We start from the raw sequence: 25,161 nt of genomic DNA on the forward strand, positions 1-25,161 counted from the left end.
ACAGCCAATGACACTTGAGTGGCCGCTGATCGGCGGTCAAGATCCCGTGTCAATCCAGGGGACAGCATGAACCAGATCGGACGCTACACCATCCTCAAACGCCTTGGCGGCGGTGGCTTCGGCGAGGTCTTCCTCGGCGAAGACCCGCAGATCGGTCGCCAGGTGGCGATCAAGGTCTTCAAGCCCAAGGACGAGAACCTGATCGCCTTTGCGACCAGCTCCGACGAGGAAGGCCTGGAGATCTTGCGCGCGCGCTTCCTGAACGAAGCGAAGATCTTGGCCACCCTCGATGAAGAGCCCAACATCGTCAACGTCCTCGAATACGGCGAGACCGAGGACGGCGCACCCTACTACGTCATGCCCTATCTGCCAGGCTCCCTGGCTGAGGAGCTGGGCAAGGATGTCTTCGACGTCAATGCCCTCGAGGAACTGCCAGAGGCCCAGCGCCCCCGGGCACTTCCGCTGGATCGGAGCATCGAGGTCCTGGAGCAGCTGCTGACCGGCCTGGCAGCGGCACATTCGAAAGGCCTGATCCACCGCGACATCAAGCCCTCGAACCTGATGTTCTCCGAGTCCGGTCAGATCCGCATCGTCGACTTCGGCATCGCCAAGGCCCCTGACGGGCAGCACTCGACGGTCTCTCAACTAGGTATCGGCAGCCGCAACTACATGGCTCCCGAGCAACGCGAGAGCGCCAAGCACGTCGACGCGCGCGCCGACATTTACTCCGTGGGCGTCGTCGCCTACCGCATGCTCACCGGCAAGCTGCCCGTGGGCCGCTTCGCCGACCCCAACGTGGCCGTGCCACAGCTCGGCCAGGCGATGAACGACGTCCTGCTGGCCTTCCTGGCCCAGGTCAAGGCCGAGCGGCCTGCCGATGCGGCGGCAGCCCTGGCGCGTTTCCAGAAGGCGAAAGCCTCGGTGGGACAGGCAGGCAGTGAAAGCGACACGGGCACCTGGGCCGGCGGTGGCGAGGCCGAGGTCCGAGACGAACTCAAACCCCTGCGCGCGCGCATTGCCGAAGTGGTTGGCGAGCATGGCCGCATCCCCCCGCACGATCGCGAAGGTCTACTCGCCCTGGCCTCGATTGCGGACCTGGGCGAGACCGACCTTGATCGTTTGATTGACGAAGTGGTCAAGGCCGATCGGACCCTGGCTGCCAAGTCACGCGTGGTCGCCACCTTGACTCAACGCATTCAGGCCCGCAAGGGCGCCCTGGACGCCCGCGCCATGGAGAGCCTCGATGCGGCGGCCAGCGCCGTCGGCTGGGATCGCGAGAAGCTGCAGGCGCTGATGGATGAGCTCGTGTCCGAACTGGGTCTGGGCTCACAGCATTCCTATGCTGACCAAAGAGCGAGGCTCAGTAACAAGAACCAGGACAAGGCAAGCCGCCCGCTCCCCTTACGTGGCGTCGTCGCGGTGCTGGTCGTTGTACTGGTGCTCGGCGCCGGCGGCTACGGCGTGGTCCAGTGGAGAGAAGGGCAGATCTCCGATGCAGCAGCCGAGGAGGCCTGGCAGCTGGCGCAGGACGAGGACACGGTTGAGGCCTACGAGGACTTTATCGAGGTCTGGCCCGATTCGCGCGCTGTCCGGACGGCACGAGAACGACTTGCTGCCTTGGAGACTGAGGCTGTGGGGGCGACTCCGCAGCCGGGCGAGACGTTCCGAGACTGCCCCGACTGCCCCGAGATGGTGGTGATTCCAGCCGGTGAGTTCACGATGGGCAGCCCGGCGGGCGAGGCGGATCGCCAGGACAACGAGGGTCCCCAGCGGCAGGTGGATATTGCGGCCTTCGCCCTGGCTAAAACCGAGGTGACGGTGGCCGAGTTCCGTCGTTTTGTCGAGGCCACGGGCTACCGGACCGATGCGGAGAGAAACGCGGGCGGCAACGAGGGATGTTTTGCCTACCAGGGCGGCACCGATTTTGGCTTTACGCCGGATACGAGCTGGCGCAACCCGGGTTTCAGTCAGGGAGAGGAACACCCGGCCACCTGCCTGAGCTGGAACGACGCCCAGGCCTACGTGACCTGGCTGAGCGAACAGACCGGCGAGGACTACCGTCTGCCGAGCGAAGCGGAGCAGGAGTATGTCTTGCGCGCGGGCAGCCGCACGACTTTTCCCTGGGGCGGCAGCGCTGACGGCGCCTGCGGCCACGGCAACGTGCTGGACCGGACGGCCATCCGGAGTACGCTTTCTAATTGGGCTTCGATTGCGGTGGGCTGCACGGACAACCAGGTCTTTATGGCCCCGGTGGGGAGCTACCGTTCCAATGCCTTCGGCCTTCATGATGTCACGGGTAACGTATTGGAATGGGGTGCGGACTGCTGGAACGAGAGCTATCGCGGAGCGCCGAGCGATGGTCGTGCCTGGATGTCTGGAGATTGCGGCCGTGCGGTGCTGCGCGGTGGTTCCTGGTTCATCCTCGACCAGGGCCTGCGTTCGGCCAACCGCTACGGGGCCCCCCGCGACAACCGGGGCTCCACGGGCTTCCGTCCTGCCAGGTCCGTAACGCTTTGACCTTTGTTCTTTTACCCTTTGGCATCGCGGTAGCGATGCGGGGGCATGGGGGCGCAGCCCCATCGGCGCGGCGGGTTCGACTTGGACCGGCTGACAGGCGACTGAAGACCGATGCGCTTGCCGAAGCTGACAGATTTGCGTGGCGCCCCAAACTCGGTAACGATGTTTGCGTTTGATCAGTGTCGGGTGACGGCGAGCGAAGGCCTCCTGGTGGGCATAAGGTCTTTTGCACCGCGGTCATTGGAGCGCCTTTTGGAATTCCACCGCTAATCCGGCCATGATGGGGACAAACCGGGGATGAGTATCACTGAAATGCACAAGACCTTCATTGCCGCCTGGCTGCTGGCCCTGCTGCCCCTGATGGCGTCTGCCCAGCCCGCCCGTTCCGTCGCCGAGCTCGAGCGCTCGGCCAACCGGGCCGACTGGGCCTCGCTGAATGGCGAGCTGCCCGTCATCATCGAGCTGAATCTGCCGCGCCGGGCGCAGGCGGCGTCGCGGCGCGGGGACTGGGAGAACCTCAATGACTACATCGGCCGCGTGCAGCGCGAGCTGGCCGATGAAATGGGCTGGCGCAACTTCAACGACATCGTGCGCTACGAGCACCTGCCGGCCATGGCCACCGAGGTCAGCCGCGAGGAGGCAGCCCGCCTGCTGCGCTCCAATCGCGTGGCACGGGTGCACCTGAACCGCTGGAACCGCACCAGCCTGGGCGAGAGCGTTCGCCTGGCCGGGGTCACCGAAGCCATGGCAGATCGTGCGGCCGGCCAGGGCCAGGTGGTGGCGGTGGTCGATACGGGGGTTGATCTCGATCACCCCTTCCTGCGCGACCGCCTGGTGGGTGGGGCCTGCTTTTCGATCGCAGGTAGCTGCCCCGGCGGGCAAACGCGAGCCTTTGGCCCACGGGCGCCTGCGGCGCTGAACCCCCACGGCAGCCATGTCGCGGGCATCGTCGCGGGCAGCAATGGCCGCTTCAGCGGCGTGGCGCCCGCGGCGGGCTTGCTGAATGTGCAGGTGTTTTCCAATCATTCGGGCGGGTTCGGGGCCGCGGACTCGGACATCCTCGCTGCCCTGGACTGGCTCTATGGCCAGCGCGAACGCTTCAACCTGGCCGCCGTCAACCTGAGTCTGGGGGCGGAGATGGGCCATACAGGCCATTGCGATGGGGACAGTCCCTATACGCAGATCTTCCGTCAGCTCCATGAGGCCGGGACGGTCGTGGTCGTGGCCAGCGGCAACGATGGCCGCACCGATGGCCTTGGCGCGCCCGCCTGCGTGTCCACTGCGCTGGCAGTGGGTTCGATCGAGAAGAATGGCAATGTATCCGGCTTTTCCAATAGCGCCAGCATTCTCGATATCGTCGCCCCCGGCGGGCAGATCGAGTCCGCCGTGCCCGGCGGCTACGAAAGCCTGTCGGGCACGTCCATGGCCGCGCCCCATGTGGCGGGCGCCGTGGCAGCCTTGCGATCGGCCTATCCCGACGCCACGGCCGATGAACTGGTGCAGGCCCTGACCGCCAACGGCCAGACCTTCCGTGACCCGCGAAACGGGCAGCGCAGCGCGCGCCTCGACCTGGCCGCTGCCATGGGCTGGCTCGGCGAGCGCCGTGCGCCGGCACCCAGTCCCGAGCCGCCGTCGACACCTGCTCCAAGGCCCGAGCCCGAACCGCGGCCTGAGCCGGTGCCCGAACCACGCCCCGCCCCGCGCCCCGCGCCACCCGAGCAGCGCCCGCCCCAGGACCCGAACCTGCCCCTGTGCCGTGAGCGCATCGGCGGCATACTGGTCGAGCGAGCGCCGCCTTGCCGCGAACCCGGTCGCGATGGCTGAAGCGAACAAGCAAGAAAAAATTCACTGATCCGAACATGACCCAGGCAAGCCGAAACGCGCTTCCACAACAGGAGAAATGACATGACCTTCCACCGACTGATGATGATCCCCCTGCTGGTGATCTTCCTGGCCGCCTGCTCGGGCCAGACCGTGCAGGCTTCCAACAGCGATCCGAACCTGCTGATCATGGGCGAGGACTACGACGACGACACCGTGCCGCGTGATTCACGCGTGTTCCGCCGCGTGCTCAATGCCCTGTCCAACCAGCTCAACGACGAAGGCTTTTCCGTCTACGACGAAACGGCCCTGACCCTCGATGACTTCGCCCAGGGCCGCGTGCGCCGGACCGATGCCGAGTTGATCGACATCGCGCGCAGCATCGACCAGCCGCCCATCGACGTGGTGGTGATGTTCTCGATCTACGCCAGCGCCCAGGACGTGGGCTACACGACCCGGGTGCGGGCTCGCGTCGAAGGTCGCCTGCTCAACGTCCGCACCGGCCAGCGCCTGGGCAACTTCGAACTGCCCAGCCCGCGCGAGTGGAACGCACCGCCGAACTGCTCCCGCGAGTGCATCCTGGAAACGATCGGCGAGTACAGCCGCATCCTCGCCAATGACGTCGGCGCCGTGCTGACCGAAAAGCTGGCCTGGATGGTCGACGGCGGTGGCCAGGCACCGGGCGGCGGCATGGACAACGCCTACACCCTCGTCTTCGACGGCTTCACGCCTGACGAGATGATGACCTTCGAAGAGTATCTGGTCATCTTCAGCGGCTACCGTGATCACCGCCCGACCTACTCCGGCGCCCGCCGCCAGGAGCTCTGGTACGAATCCCAGATTGAAACCGCCCGCCTCAACCGCAACCTCCAGCGCATGCTGCAGGAAGTGGGCCTGCGCGGCGTCGTGACCTTCTCGGGCAACACCTTCACGGTCCGCAAGATCACCCTTCGCGGCGAGCGCCCGCGACCCGACGCCAACGACGACTGGTAAGCCACGCCCTCGGCCCGCCGGCTTGCTTCCGGCGGGCTTTTTCTTTGCCGCCCGAGGAACCGACGCCATGCACCCGATTCATTCCACCGTCGCAAAGCTTGGTCTGGGCTTGATGCTTCTTGTGGGCCTGTTCGCCGGCCCCCTTGTGGCCCAGACCCGCAGCCTGGCCGAGATCGAAGCCGAGCTGGATCCGCTCGAGTTCGTCGAGAACCACGGCGGCGTGCGCCGCTCCATCGACTTGAGCATCGAGTTCGCCTTCAATTCCGCCGCGCTGCTGCCCGAGGGCCAGCGCCAGGTCGACATCCTCGGCCGCGCCTTCAATGGTGATCGCCTGCGGCCCTACCGCTTCCGCATCATCGGCCACACCGACGCCGTAGGTTCAGCTGAGTACAATCAGGCACTGTCCGAGCGCCGTGCCCAGGCCGTGCGAGCGGCACTGATCGAAGGCCACGGCATTGACCCGGACCGACTCGTGGCCGAAGGCGCAGGCGAGGCCGAGTTGATCGATGGCCTGGCCGAAGACGCCCGCGAGCACCGACGAGTGGAAATCAGCGTCCTCGACGACACCACCGACGAGGCGGACAGCGATGAGGTCTCGACGGAGGGCGAGGTCAGCATCGAGTGGGACTGAGACGGGCAAGCGGCGATCAAGTAGAGGGCGCCGGAAAAGGGGGAGCAGCAGTGGGGACATCAGCATGACCAGCATCGGACGCTACACCATCCTTAAACGCCTCGGCGGCGGGGGCTTTGGCGAAGTCTTTCTCGGCGAGGACCCACAGATCGGCCGCCAGGTGGCGATCAAGGTCTTCAAACCGAAGGACGAGAACCTGATCGCCTTTGCGACCAGTTCCGACGAGGAAGGCCTGGAGATTCTTCGCTCGCGCTTCCTCAACGAAGCCCGAATCCTGGCCTCGCTGGAAAACGCCCGGCACATCGTCAACGTGCTCGACTTCGGCGAGACCGAGGACGGCACCCCCTACTACGTCATGCCCTACCTGCCGCATTCCCTGGCAGAGGAGCTGGGCAAGGACGTTTTCGATGCTCTGGCGGTTCAGGAACTGCCCACGGTTCAACGCCCCCGCGCGTTGCCAATGGCGCAGGCCCTGGACTGGATCGAGCAGGTGCTGGTGGGCCTGTCTGCCGCCCACGCCCGGGGCCTGATCCATCGCGACTTGAAGCCCTCGAACCTGATGCTGACCGACGAGCGCGAACTGCGCATCGTCGATTTCGGGATTGCCAAAGCACCTGACGGCCAGCACTCCACGGTCTCGCAGCTTGGCCTCGGCAGCCGCAACTACATGGCTCCGGAGCAGCGCGAGTCCGCCAAGCACGTCGACGCGCGCGCCGACGTCTATGCGGTGGGCGTCGTGGCCTACCGCATGCTCACCGGTAAGCTGCCGATCGGGCGCTTTGCCGACCCCAACGTTGCCGTACCGGCCCTCGGGCAAGCGATGAACGATCTGCTGCTTGCCATGATCGACACCGATCGCAGCCGCCGCCCGGAGGATGGCACGGCGGCATTGGAGAGGTTCAAGCTGGCCCGCGCCAGCGTCGGTGAAGACCATGGTGAATCTGATACCGGCACCTGGGTTGGAGAGGGTGAGGCGAGCGCTCGGGATGAGCTCAAGCCCCTGCGGGCACGGATAGCTGAAGTCATCGGTGAAAACGGTCGCATTCCCGACCACGAACGCGAGGGCCTCCTGGCCCTGGCTTCCATCGCCGATCTGAGTGAGCAGGAGCTGGACAGCCTGATCGAGGATGTGATCAAGGCAGACCGGGCCCTGGCCGCAAAGTCACGACTGGTCACCACCCTTGCTCGCCGCATACAGGCCCGCAAGGGCGCTCTGGACGCCCGCGCCATCGAGAGCCTCGATGCGGCGGCCAGCGCCGTGGATTGGGATCGCGGGAAGTTGCAGGGCTTGATGGAAGTGTTGGTGGACGAGCTCGGTCTGCCTTCAGTGCGCTCCAATGCTGATCGCGAGACAAAGTCGAAGAATCAGGCGAGCCGCCCGCTCCCCTTGCGTGGCATCGCCGCGGTGCTGGTCGCTGTGCTGGTGCTTGGCGCCGGTGGCTGGGGCATGATCCATTGGCGGGAAGGCCAGAAGATGAACGCGGCCGCCGAGCAGGACTGGCAGCTGGCGCAGGACAGTGACACGATCGCTGCCTATGAAGGCTTTATCGAGGCCTGGCCCGAGGCGCGGGCGGTCAGCAGGGCGAGAGAACGCATCGCCGAACTGCAAGCGCAAGGCCAGAGCATCGTGGGCCAGGTGCAGGACTACCTGAACCGGCTGGACTACCGTGTGCCGTCGTCGGGCAGCCTGGACCCGCGCACCGAATCGGCGATCCGCAGCTTCGAAGAAGTGCAGGGCCTGCCGGTCGCTGGGGTTGCCGACGAAGTCCTGCTGGAGGCGCTGCAGGCCGAGTATCGCGAACGGGACAATGCAGCCTGGGCCGAGGCCGGGCAGGCGAACACCGAGCAAGCGTACGCAGCCTATCGTGAGGCCTTCCCGCAGGGCCAGCACATTGGCGAGGTGGCCAGCCGCGTCGAGGCGGCCCGTCAGGCCCGCCTGGCGGCAGAAGCCGAAGCACAAGCGGCTGCCGAGCGGCGCCGGCAGGAGATCGCGGCAGCCGAAGCCGCGGCGGCGGCGCGTCGAGTGCTGATTTCTTCGATCCAGCGCGAGCTGGCGAGGTTGGGCCGCCCGATCAGTGTAGACGGCGAATTGGGCCCGGGCACGGTGGGACAGATTCGTGCTTTTGAAGCGGCGGCCGATCGTCCCGTTACTGGTGAGGCGACTTCCGAGTTGTTGGCGTTGCTGAGCGCTACCGAGACGTGGCCAGCCGATCAGGGGCTTTCCAGAACGGGTACTCGTTCCTCGATCCTGGCTCAAGGTGCACAACTTGTGCAGACCTGGCTCGAAGAGCGAGCTGTGACGAGTCTAACTGGCGAAAGTCAACGCTTGGGCTATGTAATTGGCGTTGATGTGGGAGCCAGTCTGAGAAATCAGGATCTGAATATTCGAATTGAATTCTTGGCAGTGGGCCTCATGACTCGGCTGCAGGAGGAGCAACTATGGATTTCGATCGAAGACGCTACTGAAATTCGACAGGACTTTATCGATCTCCAGGGCGCGGGCGAAGCATACGAGGATACACAGCAACTTAGCTACGTAATTGGTATGGACATAGCTGGCAGTTTGAAGGACCAGGAACTTGAATTCGACAGCAAAACATTGATTGGCGGGATTGTCGATGCATTTTCAAATTCAACGACTCTCATAAGCCAATCCCAGATAGATGCTGAGCGCGAGCGGTTCATGGAACGCAGGCGCGTCAGTTTGGCGCAGTCGTCAAGTTCGAACCTCACTAGTGGTCAGGAATTTCTCAATAGTAATTCCCTTCGGTCCGGAGTCCGGACCACTTCCTCTGGCTTGCAGTATGAGGTTCTCAGGCAGGGGAGAGGCCGTCGGCCAGGCGCCACTGACCGTGTCCGAGTTCACTATGTCGGCCAGCTCACAAACGGAAACGAATTTGACAATTCCTATTCCAGAGGTGAACCCGCGACCTTCGAATTGAATCAGGTGATCCAGGGGTGGCAAGAAGGCCTTCAACTCATGCGGGAGGGCTCCAAATATAGGTTTTTCGTACCCCCTGATCTCGCGTACGGTGATCAGAGTGTCGGCTCAATAGAAGCGAACTCCGTTTTGATCTTTGAAGTAGAGCTGCTGGATGTTGAGTAGTTAATTTTTCCCATTTGCGAATTGGAGTTTAAATGGTTGACCTCAGGGTGGGCCGCTACACGATCCTCAAACGCCTCGGCGGCGGGGGCTTCGGCGAGGTCTTCCTCGGTGAAGATCCGCAGATCGGTCGCCAGGTGGCGATCAAGGTCTTCAAGCCGAAAGACGAGAACCTGATCGCCTTTGCGACCAGCTCCGACGAGGAAGGGCTGGAGATTCTTCGGGCGCGCTTTCTGAACGAGGCGAAGATCCTGGCCTCCCTGGAAAACGCCACCCATATCGTCAATGTGCTCGAGTACGGCGAGCTGGAGGATGGGTCGCCTTATTACGTCATGCCCTATCTGCCGCATTCACTGGCGGATGAGTTGGGCAAGGACGTTTTCGACGTCAAGGCCGTGCAGGAGTTGCCGGCCGATCAGCGCCCGCGCGCCCTGCCGTTGGAGCGCAGCCTGGCGATTCTTGAGCAGCTGCTCAAGGGCCTGGCCGCGGCACACGGCAAGGGCTTGATCCACCGCGACCTCAAGCCCTCGAACATCATGCTGACCGACGAAGGCGAAGTCCGCATCGTCGATTTCGGCATCGCCAAGGCCCCGGACACCCAGCACTCCACCGTCTCCCAGTTAGGGCTCGGCAGCCGCAACTACATGGCTCCGGAGCAGCGCGAGTCCGCCAAGCACGTCGATGCCCGCGCCGACGTCTATGCCTTCGGCCGCCTGGCCTACCGGATGTTGACCGGCCGACTCTCCGTCGGCCGCTTTGCTGATCCCAACGTGGCCGTGCCCGAGCTCGGCGAGCCCATGAATGCCCTGCTGCTCGCTGCCCTGGACGAGAACCGCGAACAGCGCCCGGCCGATGCCACCGTGCTGCTGGATCGCTTCCGTGCGGCCCGCGCTCAGGTCGGCGAACAAGCCAACGACAGCGACACCGGCACCTGGGTGGGCGAGGGCGAGGCGGGCGTCCGGGACGAACTCAAGCCCCTGCGGGCGCGGATTGCGGAGGTCATTGGCGAGCAGGGCATTGTCCGTGAGAAGGACTGGCCGGGTCTGCGCGCCCTGGCGTCCATCGCGGATCTGGATGAAAAGGAGCTGAAGCAGCTGATCGATGAGGTCATCCGGGGCGATCAGTCCCTGGCTGCGAAACACCGACTGGTCAAGGCCTTGCATCATGAAGTCCAGCGCAAGGGTTTCGAGCTGGATGATGAGGAACTTTCGTCCTTTGATGCGGCAGCGCAGTCGGTGGGTTGGGATCGATCCAAGGTCAAGTCCCTGATGAGTTATGCGCCGGGCCTGAATGCGGGAGCCCGCGCCGCTGCGGCTGGAAACGGGACGAGGGCTTCACAGGCAGCAGGTTTGCCCTTGAAAGCCCTGGCCGCGGTCCTCGCTGCCGTGCTGGTGCTCGGCGCTGGCGGCTACGGCGTCATGCAATGGCGTGAAGGACAGAAGATGGACGCGGCGGCCGAGCAGGACTGGCAGGTGGCGCAGGGTAGTGACACGATCGCCGCCTATGAGGGCTTTATCGAAGCCTGGCCCGAGGCGCGGGCGGTCAGCACGGCCAGAGAACGCATCGCCGAACTGGAAGCGCAAGGCCAGAGTATCGTGGGCCAGGTCCAGGACTACCTGAATCGCCTGGATTATCGGGTGCCGTCTTCCGGCACCCTGGATCTCCGCACCGAATCCGCGATCCGCAGCTTCGAAGAGGCGCAGGGTTTGCCAGTGGCCGGGGTTGCGGACGAGGTCCTGCTGGAGGCGCTGCAGGCCGAGTACCGCGAGCGAGACGAAGCGGCCTGGTCCGAGGCCGAACAGGCGAACACCGAGCAGTCTTACGTGGCCTATCGGGAGTCGTTTCCGCAAGGCCAATACCTGAGTCAGGTGGGTGAGCGGATCGATGCCGTGCGGCAGGCTCGCCTGGCGGCAGAAGCTGAAGCCGAGCTCGCCCGCCAGGAGCGGGCCGCTGCCGAGGCTGCTCGCCAAAGCCTGGTTTCCGCCATTCAGCGCGAGCTGGCTCGCCTGGGTCGCTCTGTGAGCGTGGACGGAGAACTGGGACCCGGCACGGCGGCTGAGATTCGCGCCTTCGAACGCGCAACGAAGCGCGGCGAGACCGGCGCGGCCAGTGAGTCCCTGCTGGCGGCCTTGCAGGCCGCGGCCCGCTGGCCTGCGCTGCAGCCGGGCGAGCGTTTCCGCGATTGCGAAGCCTGCCCCGAGATGGTCGTGATCCCGTCCGGGCAGTTCATGATGGGCAGCCCGGCGGGTGAGGCGCAACGCGATGATGACGAAGGCCCGCAGCGGCAGGTGCGTATCACGGCCTTTGCGCTGGCCCGAACCGAAGTGAGCTTCGCCCAGTGGGATGCCTGCGTGGCCGACGGCGGCTGCAGCCATCGGCCGGAGGATGCGGGCTTGGGACGTGGCGATCGTCCGGTGATCAACGTGAGCTGGAACGATGCGCAGGAGTACGTCAGCTGGCTGAGCCGCACGACGGGTGAAGCCTACCGATTGCCCAGCGAAGCCGAGTGGGAGTATGCGGCGCGCGCGGGCACGACGACCCGCTTTCACACCGGCCGTTGCATCACCACCGACCAGGCCAATTTCGACGGGAATTATCCCGCTGAAGCTTGCCCCGGTGGCCAGTATCGACGGCGCACGGTGCCGGTGGGCAGTTTCGGAGCCAATGGTTTTGGTCTGCACGATATGCATGGCAATGTCGGGGAGTGGACCGAGGACTGCTGGAACGAGAGCTATCGTAGCGCACCGGCGGATGGTTCTGCCAGAATGTCCGGGGAGTGCGGCCGTGCGGTGTTGCGCGGCGGGTCCTGGCTCAGCTTTGGTCGGCTCCTGCGTTCGGCCAATCGCGGCTGGGGCACCCGCGCCAATCGGTTCAACTACGCGGGTTTTCGTCCCGCCAGGTCCGTAGCGCTTTGATCTTTGTCCTTTTTCCTTTTGGCATCGCGCAGAGATGCGGGGGTATGGAGGCGCAGCCCCCATCGGCGCGCCGGACGCGCCATTGAGCTATGAATTGGAAACGACATGATGTGTAGCTTCGCTCGATTATCGCTATGCCTGCTCTGTCTGAGCTTGGCGTCCTCGCTCCACGCCAGCGGCTGGAACACCCTGGTGGTGGGCGATATTCAGGCCGACACGCTGCCTCCGGAGCACCCGGCCTGGCGCAGTGCGGATCGGGCGATCGCCCAGGCGCTGATCGAGCGGGGCTTCGATGTGTTCGACAAGTCCGCCCTGGGCCTGGTGTCGGACTGCGAGGCGGCGGCCTGCGAGGGTTACAAGCAGGCCGACTTCGTGCGTCTGGCCCGTGAACTCAACCGCACGGCGCGCCAGCCGATGGATCTGATGGTGGTCTATTCGGTGACGGTTACGACGCGGTCCGGTCCCGGCGTGGATCGGGTGCAGGTGCGTCTGCCCGGCAAGATGGTGGACATCGATACGGGGCGCCTTGTGGATCAATGGGACGGCAGTTTGATGGAGTTCGTGGAGCCGGCCCAGGGTTGCGTCGACGGCTGCCTGCGCCAGTGGCTGGCCGATCGCGCTCGCCAGGGCGGCCAGGAGCTGGGCGCGGTGCTCGCGGAGAAGCTGGCGGCCTATGTGCGGGAATTCTATTTTCGGCTCGACCTCCGGGACTTCACGCCGGGTGAGCGTGAGGCGATTCTCGCCGGGCTGCGGGCGGCGCCGGATTATCGCCAGGGGGCCTTGCGCGAGCTGGGCTCTGGTGCTCGCACGAGAGAGTGGTTGCACCATCGCGTAACGGCCAGCTATGAACTGGCCACTCCACTGCGTGCCGGTGCGCTTCGGCAGCGCGTTGAGGGTCTGATCGAGCAGGCCGGGGCAAGGGGCAGCGTCAGTCTGCGGGGTAGTGACAGTCTGCAAGATATGCACTTGGAAGCGGTGCGTCAGGGCTTTCCCTATGCCGGTCGCTACACCGCCGGGCTGATCAGTCCGCTGCTACTGGGCCTGCTGGCATTCATTGCCTGGCGCTATCGACTTTATGATCGGACAGCCGCTGATCTGGCGAGTACGGATCGGCCGAGTGAGGGCCTCCGCTTTCTCGACCAGACGCCGCTGCCGGGCCTGCCTCGGCGTGGCCGTTGGACGGCACTACGCGAGGACTGGCAGCGGCGGATGGCGGAGGCCGACAGCGCACTGAAACGCGCCGAGGCGGCGTTGGATCGGGTTGAACTCGATGAGGCCGGGCAGGCGTTGGCTCAGGCCGCGACGGCCGCCAGCGATCATCCTCGATTGCCCGCTTTGCAGGCCCGGCTGCAAAAGCAATCCGAGGCGGCCGATCTGCTGATCAAGGCGCGTGCGGTCATTGATGAGGACCCATCCCGGGCGAGCAAATGGTTGCATCAGGCCCGGGCCCTCGATCCTTCCCTGGCCGAACCCATTGGCGAGTTGATCGAGCAGGCGGAGGCGCACCTTCGTAGCACGGTGCTTACCAGGCACAGGCAGGCGGCCGAAGCGGCCCTGAAGGATGAGCAGTGGCTGCGGGCTGCCAGTCAGGCCGGCCAGGCCCTGTTCGCAATCCGCGGCCTGGAGCATTTCGATGCTGACGCACAAGCGCTGACCTCGCTTCGCGATCAGGCCCTGGCTCGCATCACGCCGCAGCGGGGTGACGCGCACGGCACGGGCGATCTGAAGGACACCTGGCTGCTTACGGGTGATGAAATTCAGGTGGGCCGGGCTCGAGGCGTGATGCCCGGGGCCATCACCATGAACTACAAGCGCATCTCGCGCGTGGGCAAGCAGCTCAGAATCAAACGCGAAGGTGGGCGGCTGTTTGCCGTGGACCCGGGCAGCACGCACGGCTCGATGGCGGACGACGTGCTGTTGGCCAACGGTCAGCCCCGCCGGTTGTCGGCCGAGGCCGTGGTGGCCCTGGGCGGCGGACGCGAGCCGCCGCGGCCGGGCGCGGCCCGGCTGATCATCGAGGTGCCCGAGGATGCGAGTGCTTCTGCCATCGTCAGGCTCGATCGCTTTCAGCTCAAGCTGCTGAACAGCGATGACCTGGCTCTGGCCTGGCCGACGATGCGCGAGGACGTCGGCCGTTGCTGGTTGCTGGTCCGCGATGGCCTGCCGGTGCATGCGGCGGCCGATCGGATCGTGCCCGGTCGGCCGGCTGGAGACGAGCCGGGGCTCTTGATCGGCCATGACGACGGCTACTGGGCCGCGCCGATCGATGACACGCCGGACGAGCGTGTTTGCCTGGATGGCGAGGTGTTGGCTGGGCGGACGCCCCTGGCCGAGGGTGTGATGATCCAGCTGGGTGATCGGCGGATGCAACTGCAAGGGGATGCCGTATGAAGATGGAACTGGCGGGCAAGAGCGATGTGGGCCTGAAGCGCGACAACAACGAGGATGCCTGGCTGGCCCTCGACCTGGCGGGTGGACAGGCGCTCATGCTGGTGGCCGATGGTGTCGGCGGGCGCGATGCGGGCGAGGTGGCCAGCGCCGAAACGGCCCAGGCCTTTCGCGAGTTGGCCGAAAGCGGCAAGCTGGCAGCCGCCAGCGATGCGGCGATGGGCAAGATGCTGCTGGAAATGGCCACGCACAAGGCGCATGCGCGAGTCTCTCGGCTGGCTACCGAATCGGCGCAGGAACTGTCCATGTCCTGCACGCTAACGGCCGTGCTGGCGGATCTGCGCAGTCCGGACAAGGCGCGCCTCGATCTGGTGCAGGTCGGGGACTCTCGAGCCTATCGCTTTCGAGACGGTACGCTCGAGCAGCTGACCGACGACCAGACCGTGGCTGAGCAGCTGGTGCTGGACGGGCGGATCAGCCTGGAACAGGCTCGAACCCACCCGGACCGCAATACCCTGTCGCAATCGATCGGCCTGGAATCGACGGAGTCGCCCTTCGAGCCGGTCTGCACCAGCGCTGATCTGATGCCCGGTGATTTGATCCTGCTGTGCTCGGACGGTCTGACCGATCGCGTGCCCCATGAAACCCTGCAGGCCTGCCTGACCGACAACAGCGAACTGGATGCCGCGCTGACCGCCCTGGTGACTGCCGCGCTCGACGCGGGAGGCCATGACAACATCACCGTGGTGCTTGGCCGTTGCACGGACGACGATGCGCAAGCAGCGAACGGACCATGAGCCTGCCCTCTGCGCCCGAGGACCTGACGCCAGACAGCCAGCGGGGCCTGGCCGCGGCGCAGCTGGCGCAGAACGGCGTTAGCGCCACGCTCGCGGGCCTGTTCGAGGGCCTGTCCGAGCAGACCAGTTCGGATGGCCGGCCACGTTGCCCGCCGAAAGCCGTCGATGCCCTCAAGCGCGCCATTCTCTGCCGCCATTGGGCGCCCCTGACCCTGGAGCTGGGCCAGCTGTTCGAGCTGCTGGCCCGCGCCTGCCCTGATGAGCCCGGCGTGGCGCTGCGTCTGTTCTATGTCGAAGAGTGTCTCTCGGCCGAGTCTCTGGGCCAGGCGCTGGAGGCGGCCGGTCTGCCAGAGGGCGCTCGCCTGGAGGGGGGGCAGTTGCATTGCGGAGCGGCGCAGCAGGATTTCTGTTTGAACCTCAGACGCCTGCCGATCTGGTTGGGGCTGCTGGAGTTACTGGTCTATATCGATCCGGGCCTGATCACCGCCCTGGCGCCGGGGCGAACCGCCTCGGACTGGGCTCGTCTGCTGCAGGCGACGCTCAATGCATTTCTGGCCGAGCATCTGCAGCCGAAGCAGTGGCAGCAGCGAGCGTATCGCGTGTTGCAGTGGCTGGATGAAGCGGCGCCGGGCCAGGCGCCGGAGATGGCGATCGACGACCAGCGTGTCCTCGATTTCTGGTTGCGCGTGGATCCGGAAGAGGATTTTCGTCGGTTTCGCAGCGTGGCCGATGTGTTCATCTACCTGCGGCGGGCGCTGGCCCTGGGCGATCGGCAGCAGTCGGCCCAGCACACCATGGCGCTGGACGAGATCGAGGGCTGGCTGGCCCTCGAACCCGAACAGGCAGAGTCGCTGGACGAGGACCGCCTCGACGGTGCTGCACTGACGCGCCACCCCAAGTTCCTGACCGCTAAAAGCTGGCAGGATTGCGAACTGCCGGTGCGGCATCAGGGCCTGATCGATGCCATGCCCCTGACCTTGATACGCATGCAGGTCTTCGGAGACCACCAGGCTCGCTTGATCGAAGCGAGCAAGCGACGCCGTGACTTTGACTGGGAATCGCTGGAGCTTGAAGGCTACGGCGCCTGGCTCGAGCGCCTTGAAGGTCATCGGCAGGGCGCCGCCCAGGCGGCACGGGCCGCCGTCGACGTCCTGCTGCAGCTGCAGCAGCCGCTAGAGGCCATTGCCGCCCTGAGCGATTGGCAAGCTAATCTGCTGCAGGGCGGCGAGGAGGCCATGCTGGGGGCGCTGGCGGATGCATCGGACCAGGGTTTGAAGCGGCTTCGCTTGCAGTACCCGACGCTGAATCGGGCCCTGGATGACTGTGCAAAGGCCTTCAAACAGGTCAATCGCTCAGGCTTCAAGGGGGGTGAGGACTTTGCCGAGGCCGAAGTCTACCTGGACGGACTGGCCTGCCTGCGGGCCATCGACCGAGTGCTGGCCCGGTTTCTGGGCTGCTTTGTTGCGACCTCGGAAAAATATTCTGCTGATCTGCCCATGTTCAGGGAGAGATTCCAGCAATTGCACGGGGTGGAACGTTGAACAAGGAACAGAAAGCAAGAAAAGTCGCCGAGGCCAGCTACCTGGCCTTGCGCGATGCCCTCGATCAACCCGGGCCAGCCGGCCTGGTGCTGCCGCAGTCGGTCATCGACTTCGCGCTTGGCCGGGCCGTGGCCGATGAGGGCGCCGTTCGCCGGCACCTGGGCGAAGATCTGGCCTGCCGGCGCTTGTATCGCGAAGCCCTGGCTCAGCGCCGGCTCGCGCAGTCGCCCATCCAGGCCTGTGCCCAGGACAAGGGCGAGGTCACTCGGCGCTCTGGGGAGGGCTTCGAGCTGCACTTCCGGCGCTCGCAGGCCTCACCGGGGCAGGTCTACGTCACCCTGCAGCTGCTGCCGGGCATTGAAATCGAAGATGGCGTGGGCCTTGAGATACATGCCATCGCCGATCACGACATCCTGCGAGTGAGCTTCCCGCCACTTCACGATCAGCAGAGCCAGCGCTTGTTCGAAGACCAGGATGCGGTCCTGCAGCTGCTGCGCGACGATCGTGCCGAATTGGAGGTGCTGCGAGCATGACGACACATGTATTTATCGGAACCACCTGCGGGCCCGTGGCGATTCAGCGGATCACGCCGGAGGCCAGCGGGGTGCAATCCGTGGTCTGCCTCAACGGTACGGTCCAGGCCTTGCCGATCAGCCACGCTTACCACGACTTCGTCCGGCGAGGCACGGGCATCATCGCGCGTGATTTCGAGCACGATGCCTTCCGCGTCGATCTGGCCGAGCGCGTTGACCAGGGCGTGAGCTGGCAGCTGCCGATCTACGTTGCCCATGCCGTGCACGCCAGGGGGCAGCTGGGTAACGGGCAGCCCGAGGCGGGTGACACGGTCATCTGGGCCACGGGCGAGGTCGGTGCCGATGGCGATGTCCGTCCCGTCGAGCGCACGGCCGACAAGCTGAATCAATCACTCGGTCAGATCCAGCAATGGCGCCAGGCGGGCATTCAGGTGCGTGTGCTGCTGCCGGACACGAACCTGGCCGAGGGCGTCGAGCAGGTCTCCGACCTGGCCGGTGTGGCCGGCGTCCACACCCTGAGTGAGGCGCTGGAGAGTTTTGGTGGCGGTGTGAGCAGGCCTTCGAAGGACAAGACATCCTCTGCCATGGGCTCGGCTAAGCCGTCGGCCTGGTTGATCGCCGCCGTGATCGTGGCCCTGCTGGCCTCGGTGATCTGGTGGCTGAGTTCAGGCAAGGGCGGCCAAGAGCTCATCGAGCTGGATGATTTCGGTGGGCAGGTGGTGCGGCCTACGAGGCCCCAGCCGCAGGCAAGCCGCGCATCCTCCGACGCCGGCCGAGTCATCGCATCGACCACGGCGACGGACCAGGAGCTTTGGTGGCTCTATGGCACTGGTGACTGCGCGCCAGCCAATCAGACTCGCGTCGCGGTCGATGAGGTCGCGGCTATGCAGGACGAGCACGGTGCACTCTGTGGCCTGGCCATGGCGGCCGGGTCGGATGACACCGTGCTGGTCGTCAGTCTGACAGAGGGTGCTCGCTTGCCCGTTGGGCCAAGCAGAGCCGGGTACCGCAGCACGAGGCTGCACAGCGCAGCCGAAGGTGGCCGACTGGCCGTGATCTGGCTCGACAGCTCGGCGGCGCTTCGCGTCGAATCCTTGCTCGAACGCTGGCTTCGCCAACAGCCAAGGCCGCTGGCGCCCGCCACTCTCGAGGCCTGGCTGGCCGAGCAGGGCGATGGGTCGCAGCTTCGCTGGATCGAGATCGCGCCCTGAAGGGGCGACCGGGGGGTTGGTCGCCGCCGGCCAAGTTCTTCATAATGAGTCAGTAGGGAAGGCCGTATGGGTGCTACGGCCAGAAGTGAACCAACGGGGACAGCATGCATATCATCGGACGCTACACCATCTTGAAACGCCTCGGTGGCGGAGGCTTCGGCGAGGTCTTCCTCGGCGAGGACCCTCAGATCGGCCGCCAGGTGGCGATCAAGGTCTTCAAGCCGAAGGATGAAAACCTGATCGCCTTCGCGACCAGCTCTGATGAGGAGGGACTGGAGATTCTCCGTGCGCGCTTCCTGAACGAGGCGAAGATCCTGGCCTCGTTGGAGGATCAGTCCAATATCGTCACGGTGCATGAGTATGGCGAGCTGGAGGACGGCTCACCCTTTTACGTGATGCCCTACCTGCCGCGATCCCTGGCGGATGAGCTGGGCAAGGACATCTTCGACGTCAATGCCCTCGAAGAATTGCCCGAAGCCCAGCGCCCCCGAGCGCTCCCGCTCGAACGGAGCCTGGATGTTCTGGAGCAGCTCCTGACCGGCCTGGCTGCCGCCCACGCCAAGGGGCTGATCCATCGGGACATCAAGCCCTCGAACCTGATGTTCTCCGAGTCCGGCCAGATCCGCATCGTGGATTTCGGCATCGCCAAGGCACCCGATGGCCAGCACTCCACGGTCTCGCATCTGGGCCTGGGCAGTCGCAACTACATGGCCCCGGAGCAGCGCGAGAGCGCCAAACACGTCGATGCTCGTGCCGATGTGTACTCGGTCGGCATCGTCGCCTACCGCATGCTGACAGGCAAACTGCCGATCGGACGATTTGCCGATCCCAATGTCGCGGTGCCTGCGCTGGGTACGGCCCTGAACGAACTGCTCCTGTCGATGATGGACGTAGACAAGGATCGGCGACCCAAGGATGCAGCTGAAGCCCTGGAGCGCTTCCAGATGGCGAAAGCCTCGGTGGGACAGGCGGGCAGTGAAAGCGACACGGGCACCTGGGCAGGCGGTGGCGAGGCCGGTGTTCGAGACGAACTCAAGCCCCTGCGTGCCCGCATCGCTGAAGTCATTGGCGAGCACGGCCGCATCCCCGCGCACGAGCGCGAGGGCCTGCTGGCTCTGGCCTCGATTGCGGACCTGGGCGAGGCCGACCTCGACCGCTTGATCGACGAAGTGGTCAAGGCCGATCGGACACTGGCCGCCAAGTCACGCCTGGTCGCCACCCTGACCCATCGCATTCAGGCCCGCAAGGGCGCCCTGGACGTCCGCGCCATCGAGAGCCTCGATGCCGCAGCCAGCGCCGTCGGCTGGGATCGCGGGAAGGTGCAGGCGCTGATGGATGAGCTGGTGGCCGAACTGGGTCTGGACTCACAGCGTTCCGATGCTGGCCAAAGAGCGAAGCCCCATAACAAGAGCAAGAACCATTACAAGAACCAGAACAAGGCGAGCCGTCCGTTCCCCTTGCGCGGCATCGCCGCGGTGCTGGTCGCGGTGCTGGTGCTCGGCGCCGGCGGCTACGGCATCATGCAGTGGCGGGAAGGTCAGCAGTTGGATACAGCCGCAGAGGCGGACTGGCAGCTGGCCCAGGACGGCGACACGGTCGCCGCCTATCAAAGCTTTATCGAAGCCTGGCCCGAGGCGCGAGCCGTCAGCACGGCCAGAGAACGCATCGCTGAACTGGAAGCGCAAGGCCAGAGCATCGTGGGCCAGGTGCAGGACTACCTTAACCGCCTGGAATATCGTGTGCCGAGTTCCGGCACCCTGGACCCGCGTACGGAATCCGCGATCCGAAGCTTCGAGGAGGCGCAGGGCCTGCCGGTGGCTGGGGTGGCGGACGAGGTCCTTTTGGACGCGCTGCAGGCCGAGTTTCGCGAGCGAGATGAAGCAGCTTGGGCGCAGGCCAGCCAGGTGAACGCCGAGCAGTCATACTCGGCCTATCGTGAGGCGTTCCCGCAGGGCCAATACCTGAGTCAGGTGGGTGAGCGGATCGATGCCGTGCGGCAGGCTCGTCAGGCGGCGGAAGCTCAAGCCGAGCTCGCCCGCCAGGAGCGGGCCGCTGCCGAGGCGGCTCGCCGAACCTTGGTTTCCGCCATTCAACGCGAGCTGGCTCGCCTGGGTCGCTCGGTGAGTGTGGACGGAGAACTGGGCCCAGGAACGGCGGATCAGATCCGCGCCTTCGAGCGCGCCATGAACCGGCGTGAGTCCGGCGAGCCTAGTCGGGCTTTACTGGCTGCGATGGAAGTCGCGGAACGTTGGCCAGGTCCACAGCCCGGAGATGTCTTTCGTGACTGCGATGCTTGTCCCGAGATGGTGGTGATACCGTCGGGTGAATTTTCGATGGGTGGTGGCACTTCATATTCGGTGCCGCGTCGATCGGTTACCGTTCCAAGCTTTTCCATTGCCAAAACAGAGGTAACCTTTGCGCAGTGGGAAAACTGCGTTCGTGACCGCGGCTGTTCTCGACGACCTGATGACCAGGGCTGGGGTAGAAACAATCGGCCTGTGATTGATGTGTCTTGGGATGATGCGCAGGAGTATGTGCTTTGGCTGAGTCGCAAGTCAGGAGAAAACTATCGGCTACCAAGCGAGGCTGAATGGGAGTATGCAGCTCGCGCCGGCACAAGTACCCGTTTTCATACTGGCGATTGTCTGACGACTTCACAGGCGAATTTTGATGGGAACCGACCAGCAAGCGGTTGTCCTGCTGGGATTTTTCGTGCGCAGTCTGTCGAAGTTGGCAGTTTCCCAGCCAATGATTTCGGTCTCCATGATCTTCATGGCAATGTTATGGAGTGGGTCGCCGATTGCTGGAACAGGAATTATCGAGGGGCGCCGGCGGATGGTTCGGCCTGGATGAGTGGTGACTGCAGCAAGGCTGTTTTACGTGGTGGCTCTTGGGGTTCATTTTGGGCATTGTCTCCTCAGTCTGGCGATCGAATTGCAGTCTCTCGAAGCAACTGGAATCATTTCACAGGCTTTCGCCCCGCTAGGTCACTAGACCAGTGAGCACCATGTTCAAGTGCGCATGACGATGCAGGACTCTTGCGTCTGTAAGGAGAGTTAGCTATTGAACTTGATTGAACGCTACACCATCCTCAAACGCCTCGGCGGCGGTGGTTTTGGCGAGGTCTTCCTCGGCGAGGACCCGCAGATCGGTCGCCAGGTCGCGATCAAGGTCTTCAAGCCGAAGGACGAGAACCTCATCGCCTTCGCGACCAGCTCGGATGAGGAAGGCCTGGAGATCCTTCGGGCGCGCTTCCTGAACGAAGCGAAGATCCTTGCGTCGCTACATAATGAACGCCACGTGATCGAGGTGCTGGACTTTGGCGAGGCTGAAGACGGTGCCCCGTATTACGTCATGCCCTACCTGCCGAACTCCCTGGCCGATGAGTTGGGCAAGGACGTGTTCGACCGCAAGGCACTGGAAGAACTGCCCGAAGCGCAGCGGCCCCGCGCCTTGCCGTTGGAACGCTCCCTGGAACTGATGGAGCAGGTGCTCAAGGGTCTGGCGGCTGCCCATGGCAAGGGCCTGATCCACCGCGATATCAAGCCGTCGAACATCATGCTGACCGAAGACGGCGAAATTCGCATTGTCGACTTCGGCATTGCCAAGGCACCGGACAGTGCCCATTCGAGCGTCTCTCATCTGGGCCTGGGCAGTCGCAACTACATGTCGCCCGAGCAACGTGAGTCGGCCAAGCATGTCGATGCCCGGGCCGATGTCTACGCCTTCGGCCGCCTGGCCTACCGCATGCTGACCGGGCGACTCCCGGTGGGCCGCTTCGCCGATCCCAACGTGGCCGTCCCAGCACTGGGCCAGGACATGAACGACCTGCTCCTCAGCGCCCTTGACGAGGACCGCGATCAACGCCCGGCCGATGCTGCGGAGTTGCTGGCTCGATTCGAAGAAGCGAGGTCCAGCGTCGGCGCGGCCGATGAGGAGGAAGATACGGGCACCTGGGTTGGTGGAGGCGAGGCCGGTGTGCGAGACGAGATCAAGCCGCTCCGAGCCCGGATTGTCGAGCTACTAGGCAAGCACGGCCGCATTCCCAGCCATGAGCGAGAAGTTCTTTTGGCGATGGCCGCCATTGCCGACCTGAGCGAGGCTGATCTGGATCGATTGATCGACGCAGTGCTTCGGGGCGATCAGGCCCTGGCCGCCAAGGCACGACTGATTGCTGTCTTGACGCGCAGCATCGAGGCCCGAAAAGGCATCCTGGCTGATTCGGCCATCGAAAGCCTCGGGTCAGCGGCTGCGGCCGTGGGCTGGGATCGAGGCAGGATACAGGCGCTTGCGCAGGAGCTACTTAGCGATCTTGGAATTGATCGAGAGCCTGCGGAAGATGCTAAGCAAGCTGACTTTAAGCCGGGCCGCTCGCTGCCGTTTCGCCCTATCGCCGGGGTATTTGCCATCGTGCTGGTACTTACTGTCGCCGGCTACGGTGTCACACAGTGGCGTGCGGGTCAGAAGCTGGAGGCGGCGGCCGAGCAGGCTTGGCAGTTGGCGCAGGAAATCGATACGATTGTTGGCTACCGGCAGTTTCTTGACGATTGGCCGGAAGCTCGAAATGTTGGGAATGCCCAAGAGCGCATTGATGAGATTGAAGCGGATACTCAGAACCTCGTTCGTTCAATTCAAGACTATCTGAATCGACTGGGTGAGGCCGTGCCAGAGTCTGGTCATCTCGACTCTAGTACGGTTTCGGCGATACGAGCATTCCAGATCGAACGGGGATTAACGGTAACCGGTCAAATTGATGAATCGCTTCTGGAATCGCTTCGGAGGGAGTTTCGCCGAAGGGATGAGCTGGCGTGGTCTGAGGCGATTGAGGAGAATACGGCCCAGGCTTTCAGAGCCTACCTGACATCTTTCCCCCGCGGTGCGTACGTCGCCGAGGTGGATGGTCGCATGGCGATAATTGCTGAAGAACAGCAACAAATCGCGGCAGAAACCGAGCGACGCCGAATGGAACGAGCAGCAGCTGAGGAGGCTCGCAGTGAGCTGATACGTAATATTAAGTCTGAACTACAGCGCTTGGGGCAAGCTGTCAACCAAACGGGAGAATTGGAAGCGGGCACTGTAAATTTGATTCGAGAATTTGAAGTGGCCATCAACCGCTCGCCTACTGGCCAAGCTTCCAGGGAGATTCTCGACTTGTTACGTAACACGGAGAGTTGGCCCGTTCGAATGGGTAGGCTTGAAGTCACGACATTCCCCAGGGGAGCGCAAATCTACGTGGATGGTAATTTGATTGGTTCGCAGTCTGGCATGACGTTGGAGTTGTTAGAGGGTCAGCACACGATTACGGCACGACTGGATGGTTATCAGGAATCGTCGGATACCGTGTCGGTGATAGCGAATGAGACTTCATCAGTGCATTTGATTCTGATGAGGGGTAGTTCTGATCTGGTGGACCGGCTGACAGAGGGCCGAAACTGGTGTTGTGCGCCGGACGGTCAGAAATTATGCTTGATGCCTAATGGCTTTGAGATTGGTACATTCTGTGAGTGCGGCAATTATAGAGGACGGGTATGCAGATGAATAAAAATATTGGTTGGTTGGCCTTCGCGTGTTTGTTTGGATGGAGTCAGGCAAAGGCAGATGATCAATTCTGCTCGATGATATTGGATTTTGCTGGAGAAGCATCATCGGGCTTTGCAAGCAATCAGAATCGTTGGGTTCCGAACCGGGTGGGAAGAGGTGGTCGATATACCTGCAAGGTTAATCTTCCTGGTGGGTCTATTTGCTCAATTAAGACCAGGTCGGACCTGTCGTCAAACCGAATGGAATTCGGATATGACCAGCCTAGCGTTGCGTCCGCGGAGAATATGGCCCGTGATTTTGCCTCCGCAATTGAAACATGTGGATTGGTTCGTCTTGAGGATGGTGCCGGCTGGTTGAGCGACATTGAAGATGATGACAATGTGACAGATGTTGTCTGGCATGCCTATCTACAGGGCGATGAAGATTCCGACGAGTACGTTCTTCTGGAAATCTACGCCTGGGAGCCTGACAGCCGTTCGAGACGCCCGCCACGTGCTTTCGTCGCAATTTCTTACGAAAGGCATGACTGAGAATCGATCCGCGCGGGTGCGCCATTTTCTTTGACCTGAAGGGTGGTCCGTCAAGAAATGCTTCTAATCCCTCCATGGCGATTGTGAACCCTAGTTCCAATATCCTGGAGATTGAAAATGAACCATTTCAAGACGATTGTTCCGGTCGCTTTTCTCACGATGTTCTTTCTTTGCGGCTTGAGTCCCTCTGTCGGAGCCCAGTACTTTGCGGTTCCGCCGGGAGCCCAGGCAATCTCGAACCCCTATTGTGGAGCGCCAACGTATCGGGTCTGGAACGAGCCACGCCGAGGCGGAATCAACTTCGTGGGCGGCAACGGGCCCGTGTTCATTACGGTGGCGCATTCGCTGGGCGCTGGATCGCCCGTTGAGCGTGCGGTTCTGGCGCATGAATGCGGACACGTGGCCCGTAGGCATGGACTCAATTCCGGCTTTTATGGCCAGATTCGTCAGAAGGAACTCGAAGCCGATTGCTTTGCGGCGAGTATCCTGGCCCAGCGGCGCGATCGCAGCGCTCTGATCGCGTTCCGCCAGATGGTGGGGTCTTGTGGGACCTTCAGTTCCGGCCCACCAGGCTATCCGACCTGCAACGAACGCCTCTCTACCATCAACCAGTGCGCAGGTGGAATGTGAGAATGAAGAA

General features: G+C 63.7%; 15 protein-coding genes. All 15 read left to right on the forward strand.

The features are described from left to right. Nucleotides 1–66 precede the first annotated feature (66 nt). The 15 genes from WM2015_RS05365 (at nucleotide 67) to WM2015_RS05430 (ending at nucleotide 25,151) form a co-directional block, all read left to right on the forward strand. The gene (locus tag WM2015_RS05365) at nucleotides 67–2,517 is read left to right on the forward strand and encodes a bifunctional serine/threonine-protein kinase/formylglycine-generating enzyme family protein (RefSeq protein ID WP_049725081.1); all 2,451 of its coding nucleotides are present in this window, start codon (nucleotides 67–69) and stop codon (nucleotides 2,515–2,517) included. 297 nt (nucleotides 2,518–2,814) lie between these two features. Continuing rightward, nucleotides 2,815–4,341, forward strand: a complete 1,527-nt coding sequence (locus tag WM2015_RS05370) for a S8 family peptidase (protein ID WP_082169474.1) — start codon at nucleotides 2,815–2,817, stop codon at nucleotides 4,339–4,341. A gap of 81 nt (nucleotides 4,342–4,422) precedes the next feature. Further along, nucleotides 4,423–5,331, forward strand: a complete 909-nt coding sequence (locus tag WM2015_RS05375) for a hypothetical protein (RefSeq protein ID WP_049725083.1) — start codon at nucleotides 4,423–4,425, stop codon at nucleotides 5,329–5,331. 67 nt (nucleotides 5,332–5,398) lie between these two features. Then, nucleotides 5,399–5,962, forward strand: a complete 564-nt coding sequence (locus WM2015_RS05380) for an OmpA family protein (RefSeq protein WP_156200892.1) — start codon at nucleotides 5,399–5,401, stop codon at nucleotides 5,960–5,962. Between the two features lie 64 nt (nucleotides 5,963–6,026). Beyond that, complete coding sequence (locus tag WM2015_RS05385; protein WP_049725085.1) at nucleotides 6,027–9,068, forward strand: protein kinase domain-containing protein; 3,042 nt, start codon at nucleotides 6,027–6,029, stop codon at nucleotides 9,066–9,068. A gap of 32 nt (nucleotides 9,069–9,100) precedes the next feature. Beyond that, nucleotides 9,101–11,980, forward strand: coding sequence for an SUMF1/EgtB/PvdO family nonheme iron enzyme (locus tag WM2015_RS05390; protein WP_082169477.1), 2,880 nt, complete (start codon nucleotides 9,101–9,103; stop codon nucleotides 11,978–11,980). Nucleotides 11,981–12,085: 105 nt separating this feature from the next. After that, nucleotides 12,086–14,371, forward strand: a complete 2,286-nt coding sequence (locus WM2015_RS05395; protein WP_156200894.1) for an FHA domain-containing protein — start codon at nucleotides 12,086–12,088, stop codon at nucleotides 14,369–14,371. Continuing rightward, nucleotides 14,368–15,165, forward strand: a complete 798-nt coding sequence (locus WM2015_RS05400) for a PP2C family protein-serine/threonine phosphatase (RefSeq protein ID WP_082169478.1) — start codon at nucleotides 14,368–14,370, stop codon at nucleotides 15,163–15,165. Before WM2015_RS05395 ends, WM2015_RS05400 begins: the two co-directional genes overlap by 4 nt. Further along, nucleotides 15,162–16,706: a hypothetical protein gene (locus WM2015_RS05405; protein ID WP_049725089.1), complete on the forward strand. Its 1,545-nt coding sequence runs from the start codon at nucleotides 15,162–15,164 to the stop codon at nucleotides 16,704–16,706. Before WM2015_RS05400 ends, WM2015_RS05405 begins: the two co-directional genes overlap by 4 nt. Then, nucleotides 16,703–17,239, forward strand: coding sequence for a hypothetical protein (locus tag WM2015_RS05410; protein WP_049725090.1), 537 nt, complete (start codon nucleotides 16,703–16,705; stop codon nucleotides 17,237–17,239). Before WM2015_RS05405 ends, WM2015_RS05410 begins: the two co-directional genes overlap by 4 nt. Then, a complete protein-coding gene (locus WM2015_RS05415) occupies nucleotides 17,236–18,450 on the forward strand; it encodes a hypothetical protein (RefSeq protein WP_156200896.1) in 1,215 nt (404 codons plus the stop codon). The genes WM2015_RS05410 and WM2015_RS05415 overlap by 4 nt, the downstream gene beginning before the upstream one ends. Nucleotides 18,451–18,554: 104 nt before the next feature. Further along, complete coding sequence (locus tag WM2015_RS05420; protein WP_049725092.1) at nucleotides 18,555–21,452, forward strand: SUMF1/EgtB/PvdO family nonheme iron enzyme; 2,898 nt, start codon at nucleotides 18,555–18,557, stop codon at nucleotides 21,450–21,452. Between the two features lie 61 nt (nucleotides 21,453–21,513). Next, a complete protein-coding gene (locus tag WM2015_RS05425) occupies nucleotides 21,514–23,988 on the forward strand; it encodes a protein kinase domain-containing protein (RefSeq protein ID WP_082169479.1) in 2,475 nt (824 codons plus the stop codon). Then, nucleotides 23,985–24,521 carry a hypothetical protein gene (locus WM2015_RS15795; protein ID WP_156200898.1) on the forward strand — a complete coding sequence of 179 codons (537 nt, stop codon included), beginning with the start codon at nucleotides 23,985–23,987 and terminating at the stop codon, nucleotides 24,519–24,521. Before WM2015_RS05425 ends, WM2015_RS15795 begins: the two co-directional genes overlap by 4 nt. A gap of 117 nt (nucleotides 24,522–24,638) precedes the next feature. Further along, the gene (locus tag WM2015_RS05430; RefSeq protein WP_049725094.1) at nucleotides 24,639–25,151 is read left to right on the forward strand and encodes a M48 family metalloprotease; all 513 of its coding nucleotides are present in this window, start codon (nucleotides 24,639–24,641) and stop codon (nucleotides 25,149–25,151) included. Nucleotides 25,152–25,161: the final 10 nt, after the last annotated feature.

Origin of the sequence: Wenzhouxiangella marina (genome assembly GCF_001187785.1) — a bacterium.
Taxonomy (GTDB): domain Bacteria; phylum Pseudomonadota; class Gammaproteobacteria; order Xanthomonadales; family Wenzhouxiangellaceae; genus Wenzhouxiangella; species Wenzhouxiangella marina.